The following is a 17,315-nucleotide window of genomic DNA, read 5'->3' as shown; positions in this document are numbered from 1 at the left end:
GACACCTTTGTTCTATTTGGATGGAGTTCGGGACGAACGTCACCGTGTCGGGTCGTGATGCGCGAAGCGCATGCAACGCCAACGAGAGGGTGCGTTCAGGCTGCGGAAACGGTGCTCGAAAAGGACTGGGAGCACCAAGGCGTCACACTTTTGCCAGAGGGTAACGGGGTATGTCTAATGCCGCTGTCGCCTGCCCTATGCCGATCCGGCATGAGGTGTCCCGAAAGGGCCGCGCAGCATACAGGCACTGGCGCCTTGCGCGCCAGGCATACAGAGGCGCCGCTCATCGCGGCGCCCCCTGAACGTCAGCCGTTGAAGGTCGCGGGGTCCGGACCCAGACGCTTGTCCTGGTTCAGCCCGGCGATCTGCCGCATGTCCTCGTCGTCCAGGGCGAAGTCGAAGATCTGCATGTTCTCTTCGATGCGCTTGGGCGTCTTGGATTTGGGGAAGATGATGTTGCCGAGCTGGATGTGCCAGCGCAGCACCACCTGGGCCGGCGTCTTGCCGTGCTTGGCCGCCAGTTGCTGCAGCACCGGGCTGCCCAGCAGCTCGCCACCCTGGGCCAGCGGGCTCCAGGCTTCGGTAGCGATGCCCTTGTAGGTGTTGAAGTCGCGCAGCTCCTGCTGCTGCAGCAGTGGATGACACTCGATCTGGTTGACCACCGGCACCACGCCGGTCTCGGTCAGCAGGGTCTCGATGTCGGCCTGGCGGAAGTTGGACACGCCGATGGACTTCACCCGACCCTGGTTGCGCAATTCGATCAGCGCCTTCCAGCTGTCGAGGAACAGGCCCTTTTCCGGCAGCGGCCAGTGGATCAGGTAGAGGTCGACATGCTCCAGACCCAGCTTGGCCAGGCTGGTGTCGAAGGCGCGCAGGGCGCTGTCGTAGCCCTGGTCAGCATTCCACAGTTTGGTGGTGACGAACAGCTCGTCACGCGGCAGACCGGCCTGGACGATGGCCTGGCCGACGCCCTCTTCGTTGCCGTAGATGGCGGCGGTGTCGATGTGTCGATAGCCGAGGTCCAGGGCTGTCTTGACCACCTGAGCGGTCTCTTCGGCCGGGGTCTGCCAGACCCCCAGGCCGAATTGCGGAATGTGGTGACCGTCGTTGAGCTGAAGACGGGTGATCGCGGACATGCGTCGCTCCTCTGAGATTGATGACTGTCAGAGGTGTGACTGGCGGCAGTGGCCTTTTGCTCCCGATCAGTCGAGCCGCACGGCTTCGGGGACGCTGTAGCTCTCGACCCAACCCAGCAGGGTACGACCGTCCTGCTGCACCTCGATGCGCTTCCAGCGCTGGAAGGAACGGGTCTCGATCACCCGCACCTGGGTGTCGCCGTCCAGCCGCGTCAGGGTGTTGCGCGCGCGCTCACGACTGCGGTCGTAGACGAAGGGCCACTTGAGCACATCGACCGGGCCGCGCAGCATCCAGCCCTGTCCTTCTTCGGCGAAGCGAAAGGACACTCCGCCCTCGGCGCGGGCTGGGTTGCTACCCAGCAGCATCAGGGCCGCCACCAGCAGTGAAGGAAGGATACGGCGAAGGGTCGAAAGGACATTCGGGGTCATGTTGGCCTCGTCTGTGGCACCAAAAAAAACAGCGCCCGGGGTGGACGCTGCGGAGGTAGACCCTCTGGTACGACAAACGACTGCACGGCTTGCCCGAGAAATGCCAAATGGCCAGCAGTCTCGGACAAAATCCTTAGTGCAATAGCTAGGCCGCGCTGAACAGCTTGTGCGGATCGATGACGAATTTCTTCGGGACGCCCGAATCGAATTCGCTGTAGCCGCGGGGGGCCTCGTCCAGGGTGATCACCTGCACACCGACGATGTCGGCGATCTTGATGCGATCCCACATGATCGCCTGCATCAGCTGGCGGTTGTACTTCATCACTGGGGTCTGGCCGGTGTGGAAGCTGTGGGACTTGGCCCAGCCCAGACCGAAGCGGATGCTCAGAGCACCCTGCTTGGCGGCGGCGTCCACGGCACCCGGATCGTCGGTGACGTAGAGGCCGGGGATGCCGATCTTGCCGGCCACCCGCACGATGCCCATCAGTGAGTTCAGCACGGTGGCCGGGGCCTCGCTCTTGGCGCCTTCGTGACCATGGCCACGGGCTTCGAAGCCGACGGCGTCGACCGCACAATCCACCTCCGGCGTGCCCAGCAGCGCGGCGATCTGCTCGTGCAGCGGGGTGTCCTGGGACAGGTCGGCGATCTCGAAGCCCTGGGCCTTGGCGTGGGCCAGGCGTACCGGGTTGACGTCGCCGACGATGACCACGGCGGCGCCTAGCAGGCGGGCCGAGGCGGCCGCGGCCAGACCGACCGGGCCGGCCCCGGCGACATAGACGCTGGTGCCCGGACCGACGCCGGCGGTGACGGCGCCGTGGTAGCCGGTGGGCAGGATGTCGGACAGGCAGGTCAGGTCACGGATCTTTTCCATGGCCGCGTCGCGATTCGGCAGCTTGAGCAGGTTGAAGTCGGCATAGGGGACCAGCACGTATTCGGCCTGGCCACCGACCCAGCCGCCCATGTCGACGTAGCCGTAGGCACCGCCGGCGCGCGAGGGATTGACGGTCAGGCAGACGCCGGTGTCCTGCTCCTTGCAGGTGCGGCAGCGACCGCAGGCGACGTTGAAGGGCACCGAGACCAGATCGCCGACCTTGAGGGTCTCGACGTCACGACCCGCTTCGATGACCTCGCCGGTGATCTCGTGGCCGAGCACCAGGCCTTCGGGGGCAGTGGTCCGGCCGCGCACCATGTGCTGATCTGAACCACAGATGTTGGTGGAGACCACGCGCAGGATGACGCCGTGGTCGATACGCTTGCCCTGCGGGGTTTCCATCTTCGGGTAGGGAATGGTCTGCACCTCGACCTTGCCCGCGCCCAGATAGACGACGCCACGATTACCGGACATGTTGCACCTCGCTGTTATTGTTGGACTGGCTCTAGCGGTTCGAGCCTAGTCCTCGCGAAGCGCGGCGTCTGTGGGGATGGCGTTTTTGGTGATGCCGAGGTCGCCCTTGCGGGTCGGCCTGGCCAACCCGGTCACGCCGCCACGGCGGGCGGCGCGACCGGCCGGGATCAGGCGGTTGCCAGGGCGGCGGCGCGGCGCTCGCGGCTGAGCAGGTAGCAGCCGATGCCCACGCCCAGCAGGGCCAGGCCCATGACGTACCAGGCCGGGCCCAGCGGATGCTGCTTGAGCATCAGGGTGACGACCATGGGGGTCAGGCCGCCGAAGATGGCGTAGGCCACGTTGTAGGAGAACGACAGCCCCGAGAAGCGCACCTTGGGCGGGAAGGCCAGCACCATCACCCGCGGCACGCCGCCGATGACGCCGACCGCCGCGCCGGCCAGGGCATAGAGCGGGAACAGCCATTCCGGATGGACCTTGAGACCGGCATAGAGCGCCCAGCTGGCCACTGCCAGGATGAGACCGCCGCCGATGAACACCGGGCCGCTGCCGAAGCGATCGGACAGGGCGCCGGAGACGATGCAGCCCAGGGTCAGGAAGACGATGGCCAGGCTGTTGGCCTTGAGCGCCAGGGCGGCGGAGAAGCCGTACTGGGTCTGCAGCAGGGTCGGGGTCATGAGGATGACCACCACGATGCCGGCGGTGAGCATCCAGGTCAGCAGCATGGACAGGATCACGCTGCTGCGGTGGTCGCGCAGCACGGCCTTGAGCGGCACTTCCTCGGCCAGCGACTTGTGGATCGCCAGTTCGGCGAACACCGGCGTCTCGTGCAGCCAGCGGCGCAGGTAGACCGAGAACAGGCCGAAGACGCCGCCGATCAGGAAGGGAAAGCGCCAGGCGTAGTCGGCCACTTCCACCGGGGTGAAGACGGTGTTGATCAGGGTCGCCATCAGCGAGCCGAGCAGGATGCCGAAGGTGAGACCGGCGGTCAGGGTGCCGCAGGCATAGCCGACGTGCTTGCCGGGGACGTGTTCGGAGACGAACACCCAGGCGCCGGGCACCTCGCCGCCGATGGCCGCGCCCTGGATGATGCGCAGCACCAGCAGTAGGATCGGCGCGGCCACGCCGATCTGCGCGTAGGTGGGCATCAGGCCCATGCCCAGGGTCGGCAGGGCCATCATGAAGATGCTCAGGGTGAACATCTTCTTGCGCCCGAGCAGGTCGCCGAAGTGGGCCATGATGATGCCGCCCAGCGGACGTGCCAGATAGCCCGCGGCGAAGATGCCGAAGGTCTGCATCTGTCGCAGCCAGTCGGGCATGTCGGCGGGAAAGAACAGCTTCCCCACCACCGCGGCAAAGAAGACGAAGATGACGAAGTCGTAGAACTCCAGCGCGCCGCCCAGGGCGGACAGCGAGAGGGTCTTGTAGTCGTTGCGGCCCAGAGGGCGCGACGTGAGCGGCGCAGAGGCGGATTGCAGTTTCATCGAGGATCCCGGACAAGAGAGGAGCGCAAAGGAAATTCGGCCTCTGGCATCCCTCCGGGTGTAGCGGACAAGACGCGGCCCCGAGTGACCGTCCGCCTGGAGCGGCTGGCAGGGATCGGGCGGGTCGCCGGATGGGCGCCGGACCTGCACCGCGCCGCCTGCGCTCTTGTGGAGCACGGCGACAGCAGGTCTACCGATCATTACCTGATCATCGGACGTGCAGGGCCCTCTGGATTGCCTGGCCGTGCACGGTCTCCACGATAGCAAATCTGCAAGGAATTTCCGCTATTCATTCAGTGCCCATTCAGGGCTCATCTGCCGAGCTATGGCTGTTCCATCCTGGTGCAAAAGCGGTCGAGCCGCCCTGCCCCAGGCGTTATACTGTAGCCCCCTAACGATCTCCGCCGAGAGATTGGCAGCATTCTTGCGTGCAGATGCTGAACGTTACCTACCTATCCGGGCTCCCGAGGGCCCTGTCATGATCGAAGAGCTCGAACAAGAAGATCCCATCCCCCAGGGCGACCTGGCCATGCAGATCACTGCGCTGCCCCGCGAGACCAATGGCTTCGGCGACATCTACGGCGGCTGGCTGGTGGCCCAGATGGACCTGGCCGGCAGCGCCATGGCCAGTCGCCTGGCCGCCGGGCGTGTGGCTACCGTGGCCATCGACCGCATGGCCTTCATGACACCGGTGCCCGTGGGCGCACAGCTCTCCTTCTATACCAACACCCTGGAGGTGGGCCGCAGCTCCATCCAGATCCTCATCGAGGTCTGGAGCGACGATCCGCTGTCCAGCGAGTGGAGCAAGGTGACCGAGGCGGTGTTCGTCTTCGTGGCCATCGATGGCAGCGGCCGCACCCGCCCCCTGCCCGCGCGGCGCTAGCACCCGCCGGCCTTGCCGCTAGGGCTCCCGGGCCAGCGGCGCCTCGCGCACCTGGGTCGGCCGTCCGTGGCGGATGCCTTCGACCTGCTCCAGCGCCTGCCGGACCTCGGCGGCGGTGGCCAGCAGCCGATAGTCGAGGGTGAAGTCGCGCGTGCCGCCGGCTTCGATGCGCGGCACCAGCCCCAGGGCCCGCTGCTGGCTGCGGTTGTAGGAAAAGCTGGTGCCCGGCTCCAGGCCGGTGACATAGCCCTGGGCCTTGGCATCGGTGTTCTTCCACAGGGTGAAGACCGGCAATTCCCGCACATTGAAGGCCAGCGCCACGCCCTGGTGGGCACTGCGATCGTGCAGTACCGCGAGGCTGCGCCCCTGATCGTCGCCCCAGGGATAGAGGTTGTAGACCGTCTCGCCATAGCCCGGCGTGGGCGCGCGATAGGTCTGCCAATCCGCCAGCTCCTGGCGCGCCCGCGCATCGAAGGGTGACACCTCCCGCACCGGCGCGGCGAACCGGGCGCCTTCACCGAGCAGCGGCGGCCCGAAATTGCTGTGATAGAGCACCTGGTACTCGGCGGCGTGCGCCCCCTGGTTGGTCAGGCGATCGTGCAGGGTGAAGCCGGTGGCCCCGGCGTGGGTGACCAGTTCGGTGTCGATGCGAAAGTTGGCCTGCTTGAAGGCTTCTTCGTGCAGCACGCCCTTGAGGCTGATGCGGTGCGGCGGCTGTTCGTCGATGGTCAGCACCACCTGGCTGGCCGGCAGGTAGCTGGCCCGACCGTGCAGGGTCAGCAGTTGCCCCCGGTCCATTCCGGGGTGGCCGACCCACTCGAAGCCGGCGCGCGCCACCAGTTCGTTGAAGCCTTCCAACCAGCCCAGGCCATTGCGGCTCTCCAGGTTGACGAAGGCCGGATTGACCACCTCGCGCACCGGCGAATCCCAGCCCAGTCGCAGGGTGCCGGCCTGGGCGCGCAGGACGTTCATGCCGCGGGTCGCCACCACGGTGAGCTGCAGGGCGCCGGTGTCGATCTCGATCAGCACCGAGCCTTCCTGGCGTCCGCCACTCAGGCGGTGCACCCCGACGGCAAAGGCCAGGCCATCGCGCAGGCCCAGGCGATCACTGCTGATGCTCCAGTTCTGCACCGGCTTGTCGGGGGCAATGAGGGTGTATTCCCAGGCCGAGGCGCTGGCACTGACAAGGAACAGGAGACAGCCGGACAGCAGACGAGCATGGATCATGGAGTCCCCTTGGCGGCGCGATCGCCTTGAGTCTAGACCAGCCTTCGCCCGGCTGCAGGCCTCGTTCCAGACCCGGAAAACGGCCGAGACCGGCGATTCCCGTATAGGTTTGTTCAAGGAAATCAAAGGAATGGGTAAAGACAACCTTTACCATTCAAACGACCGTTCGGTACTTGCCAGGGCAGCGATTTTTGCCGAGGATCGGCTCGTCTCTACCACGGAGTGGACTCCATGAAACCTTCAGCCCTGTTCTTGTTGCTTGCCCTGGCGGGCGTTGCCCCGGCGTATGCGGGCAATACCGAAGCTGGACTCGGCGGCGCCGTGGGTGGCGTACTGGGTACTCTGGTCGGCCAGCAGGTCGGCGGCAGCACCGGTGCGGCCATCGGTGCCGGCGTCGGCGGTGCAGCAGGTGGTGTACTGGGCGCTGACCGGCGCAATCGGACCGAGGCCGCCATCGGCGGTGGCCTGGGCGCGGCGGGCGGCAACGTGATCGGCAATAGAGTCGGTGGTAGCACCGGCGGTCTGGTCGGCGCGGCCCTGGGGGGCGGTGCCGGCGGTGCCCTGGGCAACAACCTCGGCGACAGCGGTCGCGACGACCGCGGCTATCGGGGCTATCGCGACCACCCCGGCAAGGGCTGGAAGCACGCCAAGCACCGACACAAGCACTGGGATCGGTAATGAAAAACGCCCGGCTATGCCGGGCGTTTTCCTGTGCGCTCGAGCCTACTGACCGAGGTCGCGCAGGCGCTTGCCCTGCATCAGGTTGCGTTCGATGCGCTCCAGGGTGACGCCCTTGGTCTCCGGTACCAGCAGGAACACCAGGAAGATGAACACCACGTTCAGACCGGCATAGATCCAGAAGGTGGTGCCCTGCCCCAAGGTGCCCAGCATGGTCAGGAAGGTGGCGCCGACGATCATGTTGGCGATCCAGTTGGTAAAGGTGGAGCAGCCGATGCCGAAGTCGCGGCCCTTGAGCGGCTGGACTTCCGAGCACAGGGTCCAGATCAGCGGACCGGCCGACATGGCGAAGCCGACGATGAAGATCAGCAGCATGACCACGGTAAAGGTCTGCTGGCCGTGGCTCAGGTTGCCCATGCCGAGCATGGTGCCGACCACGCCCAGGCCCACGGCCATGACCACGAAGCCGGTATAGAGGATGGGTTTGCGGCCCCACTTGTCGACCAGGAAGATGGCGATGAAGGTGGCCAGCACGTTGGTCAGACCGACCGCGGCGGTAAACCACATCTGGGCAGCGGTGTCGTAGCCCATGCCTTCGAAGATGCGCGGCGCGTAGTACATCACCACGTTCATGCCGGTGAATTGCTGCACCACCTGCAAGAGCACGCCCAGGCCCACCGAGCGGCGGAAGTTGGCGTTCTCCTTGAACAGCGACCAGCCCTTCTGCGGCACCTTGAGCTGCTCTTCGATCTCGGCGACTTCCTGCTGGATGACCTTTTCGTCACCGCGCAGCTTGTGCAGGACCTTGATGGCCTCCTGCTTGCGCCCGGCCATGATCAGCCAGCGCGGACTGTCCGGCAGGGCGAAGACGCCGATCAGGAACAGCACCCCGGGGATGGCGATGATGCCGAGCATCCAGCGCCAGGCCTCGTAGTAGCTGAAGGCGGTGTTGGACAGGAAGGCGATCAGGATGCCCGCGGTGATCATCAGCTGGTACAGCGAGATCATCGAGCCGCGGATGTTTTCCGGGGCGACCTCGGCCAGGTACAGCGGCGCGGTGAAGGAGGCGATGCCGATGGCCAGGCCGAGCAGGAAGCGGGCGAAGATCAGCATGGTCGGCGAGGTGGCCAGGCCACAGAGGATCGAGCCGATGACGAACAGGATGGCGCCCAGCATCAGGGACTTCTTGCGACCCAGCTTGGCCGACAGCGAACCGGCGCCCAGCGCGCCCAGGGCGGCGCCGGCCATCATGCTGGAGACGATCCACTCGATCACCTGATCGGAGATCTGGAATTCCTGCTGGATGAATTTGGTGGCGCCGGAAATGACGCCGATGTCGAGGCCGAACATGAGGCCGGCCAGGGCGGCCATCAGGCAGGCGAAGATCGCCTTGGGCTGCGCCTTTTCGGTGACGTGACCGTCGGCATGGGTGGTGGTGTTGCTCATGACTGAGGCTCCTCGCTCGCCTTGTGGGCGATCTTGTTGTCGCGGGTCGTTCCGTATCCGTTTGTTACAGACCTGTCCAACGACCCTTGGTTCGGCTGATGAGAAGCCCCTACCAGAGCCGCGCGGGCTGGGCGTTCACATAGGTGGCATAGAGCGAACCACCGCCGGTGATGAACAGGCGATTGCCCTTGAGGCCGCCGAATTCGACGTTGGAGACGGTTTCCGGCAGGTGCAGGGTGGCCAGTGGCTGGCCGCCTGGCGTGAAGACCCGCACGCTGTTCTGCTCGGCCGAGCCGGCCCAGCTGCACCAGAGGTTGCCGTCGCTGTCGACGCGGAAGCCGTCGATCACGCCCTGCTCCTTGGCGTCGATCAGCACCTCGCCACCGCCGAGGGTGCCGTCGTCCTTCACGGTGAACGCCCTGAGGTGATTGGGCTTGCCGGGATTGCCGCCGCCGGCGGTGTCGCTGATGTAGAGGCGCTTGCCGTCGGGCGCGAAGGCCAGGCCATTGGGTCGGCCGAAGTCGCCCACCGCCACTGTGGCCTTGCCCTGGGGATCGATGCGATAGACGTTGGTGGGCAGCTCGAAGTCGGCCTTGTGGCCCTCGTAGGCGCCGAGGATGCCGTAGCCCGGATCGGTGAACCAGATGGCGCCATCGGCCCCGACCACCACGTCGTTGGGGGCGTTCAGCGGCTTGCCGTCGAAGCGGTCGAGCAGCACCGTGACGCTGCCATTCAACTCGCGGCGGGTCACGCGGCGGCTGTCGTGCTCGCAGCTGATCAGCCGACCCTCGCGATCGCGGGTGTGGCCGTTGGCGTTGTGGGACTGGTCGTCATAGACGCTGACATGGCCGTCGTCGGCGCTCCAGCGCATCACCCGGGCATTGGGGATGTCGCTGAACAGCAGGCAGCGCCAGTCGGCCATCCACACCGGGCCTTCGGTCCAGAGACCGCCGGACCACAGCCGTTCGACGAAGGCATTGCCCAGGCGGCCCTTGAAGGCCGCATCGTGGATCTCCCAGGCGGGATCAGGCATGACGATGGGCGGCTTGCCCTCCCAGTTGCGGGTGAGGCCGAACTTGTCGTCGGCCAGGGCGCGGCTGGCGACCAGACCGGCCGAGGCGGCCAGGGACACGCCAAGAAAGGTGCGACGGGCGAGTGGCATGGGGAGACTCCTTTGTTGTCGTTATGGGTCCGGCACGGCCGGTGGCAGAGCGCCTCCGCAACCAGAGCGGAAGGCGCTCCTTTAGTCGCCCTTATTCGGGCAGACGTTCCACCTTGCCCACCACCAGGCCGTAGCAGAGGGCGCCGATCAGCGCGGTCACGCCGATGAAGGCGATGGCCGGAGCGAAGCTGCCGTCCTTGACCAGGAAGCCGATGACGATGGGCACGCAGATGGCCGAGAGGTTGCCGATGAAGTTGAACATCCCGCCGGTGAGGCCGATCAGCCGCTCCGGCGCCATGGCCGAGACCATCGACCAGGTGATGGAGGCCAGGCCGTTGCCAAAGAAGGCCAGTGCCAGGCAGGCGATGATCAGCGCGGGCGAGTCGACGAAGTTGGCGCCGACGATGCTGGTGGAGATCAGGAGGCCGCCGATGATCGGCAGCTTGCGCGCCAGGCCTACGGAAGCGCCGCGCCGAATCAGCCAGTCCGACAGCAGCCCCGAGCAGATCACGCCGAGAAAGGCGGCGAGGAACGGCAGCGAGGCGAGGAAGCCGGCCTTGATGAAGTCCATGCCGCGGTATTTCACCAGGTAGGTGGGGAACCAGGTCAGGAAGAACCAGAGGGTGGAATTGAGGCAGAACTGGCCGATGTAGATGCCCCAGAGCTTGCGCTTGTTGAGCACGCTCCAGAGGTCACGCCACTGGAAGGCGGCGCGGCTGCGGTTCTTCTGTTCCAGGTCGACCAGGCCACCGCCCTCCTGGATCAGCGCGACCTCGGCGGCATTGGCACCGCGGAAGTCCTTAGGTTCGCGATAGACCAGGTACCAGATGGCCGCCCAGAGGATGCCGACGCCACCAGTGACGACAAAGACCATGTGCCAGCCGAAGGTCTGCTGCAGGTAGATCAGCACCGGGGTGAGAAAGGCCAGGCCGACAAACTGGCCGGAGGTGTAGAAGCCGATGGCGGTGGCCCGCTCGCGCTCGGGGAACCAGGTGGTGACCACCCGGTTGTTGATCGGATAGGCCGGGGCCTCCAAGGCACCCACGGCGAGGCGCAGGATGATCAGACCGATAAAGCTGCCGACGAAGCCCAGGCCGATGGTGGCCAGCGACCAGAGCGCGATGGCCACCGGATAGAGGATGCGCGGGGCGACCTTGTCCACCAGCCAGCCACCGGGGATCTGCATGGCGGCGTAGGTCCAGCCGAAGGCCGAGAGGATCAGGCCCATGTGCACCGGCTCGATGCCCAGGTCCTGGGCCAGGTGCGGCGCGGCGATGGAGAGGTTGCTGCGGTCGAGGTAGTTGATCACCACGGTGACGAACAGCAGCGTCATGATGAAGAAGCGGGCCCGACTGGGCTTGGCCAGGGTCGGCGCGGCCGCGGCCGCCGCCGGGGAGGCGTGGGTGGGAGTGGGCATGGCTCGGGTCCTGTAATTGACGTTGTGGCGAGCGTTGTCGATGTCTGGGGTCAGGCTGCTGGAGCGGCCCTCACCCTAGCCCTCTCCCAGAGGGAGAGGGGATGGTCGGTGCGGAGGTCGAGCCCCCGCGCTCCTGTTCTTGCTCCCTCTCTCCTTGGGAGAGGGTTGGGGTGAGGGGTCAGCGGCGGTGGTCCGGCTTTCCCTCACCCTGGCCCTCTCCCAGAGGGAGAGGGGACGGTCCGAACGAGAGCGAAACTCCGCGCTCCTGCTCTTGCCCCCTCTCCCTTGGGGAGAGGGTTGGGGTGAGGGCGTCTCTCACCACTCGGCGAAACTGCCGTCCTTGTGCCGCCAGATCGGATTGCGCCAGCGATGGCCAATGGCGGCTTGTTCCTTGACGAATTCCTCGTTGACCTCGACGCCCAGCCCCGGCCCCTGGGGAATCTTCACGTGGCCATCGGCGTAGTCGAACACCTCGGGATTCTTGATGTAGTCGAGCAGGTCGTTGCCCTGGTTGTAGTGGATGCCCAGGCTCTGCTCCTGGATGAAGGCGTTGTAGCAGTTGGCGTCCAGCTGCAGGTTGACCGCCAGGGCGATGGGACCGAGCGGGCAATGCAGGGCGATGGCGACGTCGTAGGCCTCGGCCATGTTGGCGATCTTGCGCGTCTCGGTGATGCCACCGGCATGGGACGGATCGGGCTGCAGGATGTCGACGTAGCCTTCCTGGAGGATGCGCTTGAAGTCCCAGCGCGAGTACAGCCGCTCGCCCAGGGCGATGGGCGTGTTGCTCATCAGGGCGATCTCCTTGAGCGCCTCGTGGTGCTCGCTGAGCACCGGCTCCTCGATGAACATCAGGCGGAACTGCTCCAGTTCCTTCACCAGCACCTTGGCCATGGGCTTGTGCACCCGGCCATGGAAGTCCACGCCGATGCCGAAGTGCGGACCGCAGGCGTCGCGGATGGCGGCGACGTTGGCGATCACCTGGTCGACCTTGTCGTAGGTGTCGACGAACTGCATCTCTTCGCTGGCGTTCATCTTGATCGCGGTGAAGCCCTTGGCCTGGCGCTCCAGGGCCTGGGCCGCGGTCTCCGCCGGGCGGTCGCCGCCGATCCAGGAATAGACGCGGATGCTGTCGCGCACCTGGCCGCCGAGCAGTTCGTGCACCGGCACGCCCAGGGCCTTGCCCTTGATGTCCCACAGCGCCTGGTCGATGCCGGCCAGGGCGCTCATGTGGATGCCACCGCCCCGATAGAAGCCGCCGCGGTAGAGCACCGTCCAGTGGTCTTCGATGTTGCGCGGGTCCTTGCCGATCAGGTAGTCGGCCAGTTCCTCGACCGCCGCCGCCACGCTGTGGGCGCGGCCTTCCAGCACGGGTTCGCCCCAGCCGTGGATGCCTTCGTCGGTCTCGATCTTGAGAAAGCACCAGCGCGGCGGGACGACATAGGTGGTGAGTTTGGTGATCTTCATGGTGTGGAGTCTCGATTTTAATTGTTGGATCGAGGGATCGCGGTCATGGACCGCTCCTACAGTAGGAGCGGTCCATGACCGCGATCAGATCAGGAAAGAGCGCGCCACCCGGCCGCAAACGCCTGGGCATTGGCGCTCACCTGCGCCGCGCTCAGGCCCGGCTTGTACAGCGCCGAGCCGAGGCCGAAGCCGTTGGCACCGGCGGCCACGTAGGGGCCCATGTTGTCCGGGGTGATGCCGCCCACCGGCAGCAGCGCCAGCTCCTTGGGAAAGACCGCGCGCCAGGCCTTGACCACCGCCGGGCCGAGTTGCTCGGCGGGAAACAGCTTGAGGCTGTCGGCACCGGCGTCGAGGGCGGCGAAGCCCTCCGAGGGCGTGGCCACGCCCGGGGCGCTGACCAGGCCGGCGGCCTTGCTGGCGCGGATCACCGCCAGGTTGGCGTTGGGCGAGACGATCAGGCGGCCGCCGGCAGCGTCCACCTCGGCCACCTGGGCTTCGGTGAGCACCGTGCCGGCGCCGATCAGGCAGCTCTCGCCCAGCTCGGCGGTGAGCCGGCGGATGCTCTCGTAGGGCTGCGGCGAATTGAGCGGGATCTCGATGACGCGAAAGCCGGCGTCATGCAGGGCGCGGCCGACAGCGACGATCTCGTCCGGGGTGACGCCGCGCAGGATGGCGATCAGCGGCAGGTCCTTGAGATAGGTATCAAGCATGGGAGCCTCCAGAGGTGGGGAGCAGGCCGGCGGCCTGGGCCAGGCGCCAGAGCCCGGCCCGGGTGGCCTGCTCCAGCAGGCGGACCTGGTGGATGTCGAATAGCGCCAGGGCGTCGCGATAGCGCTGGCAGAGCGCCGCGTCGCCGATCAGCACCAGGGGTGGACAGGTGGCGCCCGCGAGGGCGGCGACCTGGCTGCGCAGCTCTTCGCCGATCAGCAGGCCGGAGAGGTAGTCGAGGCTGTGCGCCGCGCCCAGTTCGCCGGCCAGGACCCGGCTGCGGGCGGTGAAGAGGCGGCCGAACAGGCCCTCGGCGCCGGCGTCGCGGGCGGTGGTGAGACCCAGGCGGAAAGCCTCGGCACTGGCCTCGGGACCGGCCTCGGCGGCTGGGCGACCCAGGATGGAATGCTCGCGCAGCACGGCGAACAACTCGCCGGTCATGTAGGTGGCGAAGTCGGTGAGACGACCGTCGCGCACCCGCACCCACTTGCTGTGGGTGCCGGGCAGGACCAGCAGGGCCTCGGCGGCCAGGTCCGGCTCCAGTTCGAGGGCGCCGAACACCTGGGTTTCCTCGCCACGCAGGACGTTGGGCAAGGCGCCGCGCTGCATCACTCCGGGAACCAGGTGGAGGTCGCCGCAGCCCGTGTCCAGGCGCAGCAGGCCGGCGGCCAGGCTGTGGACGTCGGCCGGGCAGTCGGCATAGGGCACCTCATGCCAGCCGCCGCGACTGCCGACCATGCCGCAGGCGATGGCGGGCAGGTCCGGCTGGGCCTCGCGCCAGTCGCCCACCAGGGCGCGATAGGCCGCGGCGAAGTCGCCGTCGGGCACATGCATGATGCCCCAGGGCCGGCTGCGGGTTTCCAGCACGGCGCCCTGGGCGTCGAACAGCTGGGCCCGCAGGGACGAGGTGCCCCAGTCGAGGCCGATGAGGTGCGGGGTGGCGGTCATGCGGGGCTCCAGCCAAGTTCGCGGGAAATGGCCCGGGCGCAGGCAGTGACCTCGGGCTGCAACTCGTGCAGCCGCGCCTCGGGCATGTAGGGGATGGCGCTGGCCACGCTGAGGGCCGCGACGATGGCGCCGTCGGCGCCACGGATGGGCGCGGCCACGCAGCGGATGCCCAGTTCGTTTTCTTCCAGATCCAGGGCATAGCCCTCGGCGGCGTGGCGCCGCAGCCGCGCACGGTAGTCCGCCCAGGGCAGGAAATCCTCGCGCAGCCCGGGCTGGCCGGTGCGCCGGGCCACGCCTTCGCCATAGAGGGCTTCCCACTCGCCCTCGGCGAGATCCAGCATCAGCGCCTTGCCGACCCCGGTCAGCGCCAACGGCATGCGCAGCCCGACCCGGGATCTCATCTCCAGGCCACGGCTGCCGGGCAGCTTGTCGAGATAGAGGACATCGCCGCCCTCGCGCACGCCGAGGTGCACGGTGTCGCCACAGTGCTGGGCCAGGCGTTGCAGGTGGGGCCGGGCCACACCGGTCAGCGGCAGCTGCTCGCGGGCCTGGTAGCCGAGGGCGATGAGATGGCTGCCGAGGATCAGCCGCCCGCCATCGCTGCGCAGGTAGCCCGCCTGGGTCAGGGCAGCAACCAGCCGATGGGTGGTGCTGCGGGTGCAGCCGATGGCGGCGCCGACCTGGGCCAGGCTGTCAGCCCCAGCGGCCACGGCTTCGAGCACGGCCAGGCCGCGGAACAGGGCCTGGGCCCCGCTGGGCGCTTCGCCCTTGTTGGAATTGTTGTCGTTCATGGCCTTCACTCTAGAAGCCTCTTCGGCAAATCTCAATATGTGATACGTCATCCCATATGTTGGGATACAAGTTAGATATGACAGCCTTGTCACATAGCTGCAATATTGGCGCTATCTAATGCACGGCACATTGCAAGGACTCGAGAGGCAGAGCGCTCCATGACGGGTAAATCCATCCTGATCGTCGACGATGAGGCGCCCATTCGCGAGATGATCGCCGTGGCCCTGGAAATGGCGGGCTATGAATGCCTGGAGGCGGACAACAGCAAGGACGCCCACGCCCTGATCGTCGATCGCAAGCCCGATCTCATCCTGCTCGACTGGATGCTGCCCGGCACCTCCGGCCTGGAACTGGCCCGCCGCCTCAAGCGCGACGAGCTGACCGATGCCATCCCCATCATCATGCTCACGGCCAAGGGTGACGAGGACAACAAGGTCCAGGGCCTGGAGACCGGTGCCGACGACTACATCACCAAGCCCTTCTCGCCCCGCGAGCTGGTGGCGCGCCTGAAGGCCGTGCTGCGCCGCACCGGCCACCTGGAGAACGACGGTCCGCTGGAGGTCAACGGCCTGATCCTCGATCCGATCAGCCACCGGGTGACCATCGACGGCGCGCCCGCCGAGATGGGCCCCACCGAATACCGTCTGCTGCAGTTCTTCATGACCCACCAGGAGCGTGCCTATACCCGCGGCCAGCTGCTGGATCAGGTCTGGGGTGGCAACGTCTATGTCGAGGAACGCACCGTGGACGTGCACATCCGCCGCCTGCGCAAGGCCCTCGGCGAGACCTACGAGAACCTGGTACAGACGGTGCGCGGCACCGGGTATCGCTTTTCCACCAAACTCTGACGCGGGATCACCGCCGCCGTGAACATCAACTGGCGCTCCCGCCTGGCCACCCAGCTGTCGACCGTGGTCGCCGGCTGCGCCCTGGCCGGCTGGCCCTTCGGCCATGTCGGCCTGGCGGTGGCCCTGGGACTGGCGGTCTATCTGGCGGTCACCCTGAGGCACCTGTTGCGCCTGCAGGCCTGGCTGCTGAGCGAGGCCCCGGGCGCGCCGCCGGAAGCCGAGGGCCTGTGGGGCGAGGTGTTCGACCGGCTCTATCGGCGCCAGCGCCACGAACAGCGCCAGCGCGAGGAATTGCTCGCCGTGATAGGTCGCGCCCAGGCTTCCACCGAGGCCCTGCGCGACGCCATCATCCTGGTGGATCGCCATGGCAACCTGGAATGGTGGAACCGCGCCGCGGAAACCCTGCTGGGCCTGCGCCAGCCCCAGGACCTCGGCCAGCCCATCACCAATCTGGTGCGCCATCCGCGCTTTTCCGACTACTTTCTCGGCGGCGACTATGGCGAGCCGCTGGAGCTGGCCTCGCCGCTCAACGACGACCAGTACCTGCACATCCTGGTCACCCGCTTCGGCGAAGGCGACCGGCTGCTGCTGGTACGCGACGTGACCCGCGTCCATCAGCTGGAACAGATGCGCAAGGATTTCGTCGCCAACGTCTCCCACGAATTGCGCACCCCGCTGACGGTGATCACCGGCTACCTGGAGACCCTGCTGGACAACGCCGACCACGCCACCCCTCGCTGGCGGCGGGCGCTGGGGCAGATGCAGCAGCAGGCCGGACGCATGCAGCACACCATCGACGACCTGCTGTTGCTGGCGCGCCTGGAAGCCACCGATTATCCCGCCGACAATCGCCCGGTGGCCCTGGAGCCGCTGCTCGCCTCCATCCTGCAGGACGGTCGCGCCCTGTCCGGCGCCGTCGGCCATCGCCTGAGCCTGGAATGCGAGCCGGGTCTGGCCCTGCTGGGCAGCGAGACGGAGTTGCGCAGCTGCTTTTCCAACCTTGTGTTCAACGCGGTCAAGTACAGCCCCGAAGGCGGCGAGGTGCGGGTGCGCGCCTGGCAGGACGCCGCAGGCGCCCATGTCGCGGTGCAGGACAACGGTCCCGGTATCGACGCCCGCCACCTGCCGCGCCTGACCGAACGCTTCTATCGCCTCGACGCCAGCCGCGCCTCCAGCACCGGCGGCACCGGCCTGGGCCTGGCCATCGTCAAGCACGTGCTGATCCGTCATCGCGGCGGCCTGGACATCCACAGCGTGCCTGGCGAGGGCAGCTGCTTCACCTGCGATTTCCAGCCTGAACAGATCGCCCAACGCACCGCCGCCTCGGCCTGAGCCGTCCCCTCCCCGCCGT

The 17,315-nt window shown here is 66.9% G+C and carries 16 protein-coding genes; 4 read left to right on the top strand and 12 right to left on the bottom strand.

Annotated features, from left to right (window positions below; translation table 11 throughout):
* Positions 1 to 305 precede the first annotated feature (305 nt).
* From OXS31_RS01500 to OXS31_RS01485, 4 genes are all read right to left on the bottom strand, one after another.
* Positions 306 to 1,136 carry an aldo/keto reductase gene (locus OXS31_RS01500; protein WP_027600635.1) on the bottom strand — a complete coding sequence of 277 codons (831 nt, stop codon included), beginning with the start codon at positions 1,134 to 1,136 and terminating at the stop codon, positions 306 to 308.
* 66 nt (positions 1,137 to 1,202) lie between these two features.
* Positions 1,203 to 1,565, bottom strand: a complete 363-nt coding sequence (locus OXS31_RS01495; RefSeq protein WP_267397409.1) for a hypothetical protein — start codon at positions 1,563 to 1,565, stop codon at positions 1,203 to 1,205.
* 145 nt (positions 1,566 to 1,710) lie between these two features.
* Positions 1,711 to 2,910: a formaldehyde dehydrogenase, glutathione-independent gene (gene fdhA, locus OXS31_RS01490; RefSeq protein WP_027597391.1), complete on the bottom strand. Its 1,200-nt coding sequence runs from the start codon at positions 2,908 to 2,910 to the stop codon at positions 1,711 to 1,713.
* A gap of 167 nt (positions 2,911 to 3,077) precedes the next feature.
* Positions 3,078 to 4,385, bottom strand: a complete 1,308-nt coding sequence (locus tag OXS31_RS01485; RefSeq protein ID WP_267397848.1) for an MFS transporter — start codon at positions 4,383 to 4,385, stop codon at positions 3,078 to 3,080.
* 487 nt (positions 4,386 to 4,872) lie between these two features.
* On the opposite strand from OXS31_RS01485, the gene OXS31_RS01480 reads away from it, so the two are divergent.
* The gene (locus tag OXS31_RS01480) at positions 4,873 to 5,274 is read left to right on the top strand and encodes an acyl-CoA thioesterase (RefSeq protein WP_026083995.1); all 402 of its coding nucleotides are present in this window, start codon (positions 4,873 to 4,875) and stop codon (positions 5,272 to 5,274) included.
* Between the two features lie 18 nt (positions 5,275 to 5,292).
* On the opposite strand, the gene OXS31_RS01475 is transcribed toward OXS31_RS01480, so the two are convergent.
* A complete protein-coding gene (locus OXS31_RS01475; RefSeq protein ID WP_037006615.1) occupies positions 5,293 to 6,501 on the bottom strand; it encodes an aldose 1-epimerase family protein in 1,209 nt (402 codons plus the stop codon).
* 231 nt (positions 6,502 to 6,732) lie between these two features.
* On the opposite strand from OXS31_RS01475, the gene OXS31_RS01470 reads away from it, so the two are divergent.
* Positions 6,733 to 7,179 (top strand): hypothetical protein, encoded by a 447-nt coding sequence (locus OXS31_RS01470; protein ID WP_007159917.1) that lies wholly within the window; start codon positions 6,733 to 6,735, stop codon positions 7,177 to 7,179.
* Positions 7,180 to 7,224: 45 nt separating this feature from the next.
* Here OXS31_RS01470 and OXS31_RS01465 read toward each other — a convergent pair whose 3' ends face one another.
* The 7 genes from OXS31_RS01465 to OXS31_RS01435 form a co-directional block, all read right to left on the bottom strand.
* The gene (locus tag OXS31_RS01465; protein ID WP_027597387.1) at positions 7,225 to 8,625 is read right to left on the bottom strand and encodes a sugar porter family MFS transporter; all 1,401 of its coding nucleotides are present in this window, start codon (positions 8,623 to 8,625) and stop codon (positions 7,225 to 7,227) included.
* A 109-nt stretch (positions 8,626 to 8,734) separates the two neighbouring features.
* Positions 8,735 to 9,787 (bottom strand): SMP-30/gluconolactonase/LRE family protein, encoded by a 1,053-nt coding sequence (locus OXS31_RS01460; protein ID WP_074584206.1) that lies wholly within the window; start codon positions 9,785 to 9,787, stop codon positions 8,735 to 8,737.
* A gap of 91 nt (positions 9,788 to 9,878) precedes the next feature.
* A complete protein-coding gene (locus tag OXS31_RS01455; protein ID WP_077171127.1) occupies positions 9,879 to 11,204 on the bottom strand; it encodes an MFS transporter in 1,326 nt (441 codons plus the stop codon).
* 315 nt (positions 11,205 to 11,519) lie between these two features.
* On the bottom strand, positions 11,520 to 12,668 hold the full coding sequence (dgoD, locus tag OXS31_RS01450) for a galactonate dehydratase (RefSeq protein WP_017642356.1): 1,149 nt from the start codon (positions 12,666 to 12,668) through the stop codon (positions 11,520 to 11,522).
* A gap of 89 nt (positions 12,669 to 12,757) precedes the next feature.
* Positions 12,758 to 13,378 (bottom strand): 2-dehydro-3-deoxy-6-phosphogalactonate aldolase, encoded by a 621-nt coding sequence (locus tag OXS31_RS01445; RefSeq protein WP_027597384.1) that lies wholly within the window; start codon positions 13,376 to 13,378, stop codon positions 12,758 to 12,760.
* The gene (locus OXS31_RS01440) at positions 13,371 to 14,324 is read right to left on the bottom strand and encodes a 2-dehydro-3-deoxygalactonokinase (protein ID WP_077171128.1); all 954 of its coding nucleotides are present in this window, start codon (positions 14,322 to 14,324) and stop codon (positions 13,371 to 13,373) included. Before OXS31_RS01440 ends, OXS31_RS01445 begins: the two co-directional genes overlap by 8 nt.
* Positions 14,321 to 15,115 (bottom strand): IclR family transcriptional regulator, encoded by a 795-nt coding sequence (locus OXS31_RS01435; RefSeq protein ID WP_027597382.1) that lies wholly within the window; start codon positions 15,113 to 15,115, stop codon positions 14,321 to 14,323. The genes OXS31_RS01440 and OXS31_RS01435 overlap by 4 nt, the downstream gene beginning before the upstream one ends.
* 159 nt (positions 15,116 to 15,274) lie before the next feature.
* Here OXS31_RS01435 and phoB point away from each other — a divergent pair, with 159 nt between their 5' ends.
* Together phoB and phoR are read left to right on the top strand one after the other, a co-directional pair.
* Positions 15,275 to 15,964: a phosphate regulon transcriptional regulator PhoB gene (gene phoB / locus OXS31_RS01430; protein ID WP_007159925.1), complete on the top strand. Its 690-nt coding sequence runs from the start codon at positions 15,275 to 15,277 to the stop codon at positions 15,962 to 15,964.
* 18 nt (positions 15,965 to 15,982) lie between these two features.
* On the top strand, positions 15,983 to 17,296 hold the full coding sequence (gene phoR, locus OXS31_RS01425) for a phosphate regulon sensor histidine kinase PhoR (RefSeq protein ID WP_027597381.1): 1,314 nt from the start codon (positions 15,983 to 15,985) through the stop codon (positions 17,294 to 17,296).
* The last annotated feature ends 19 nt before the right edge of the window (positions 17,297 to 17,315 follow it).

It is taken from the genome of Pseudomonas sp. GM_Psu_1 (assembly GCF_026544185.1).
Lineage (GTDB): Bacteria > Pseudomonadota > Gammaproteobacteria > Pseudomonadales > Pseudomonadaceae > Chryseomonas > Chryseomonas oryzihabitans.
The sequence above is the reverse complement of the archived record's forward strand: the minus strand, read 5'-3'. Positions and strand labels throughout refer to the sequence as shown.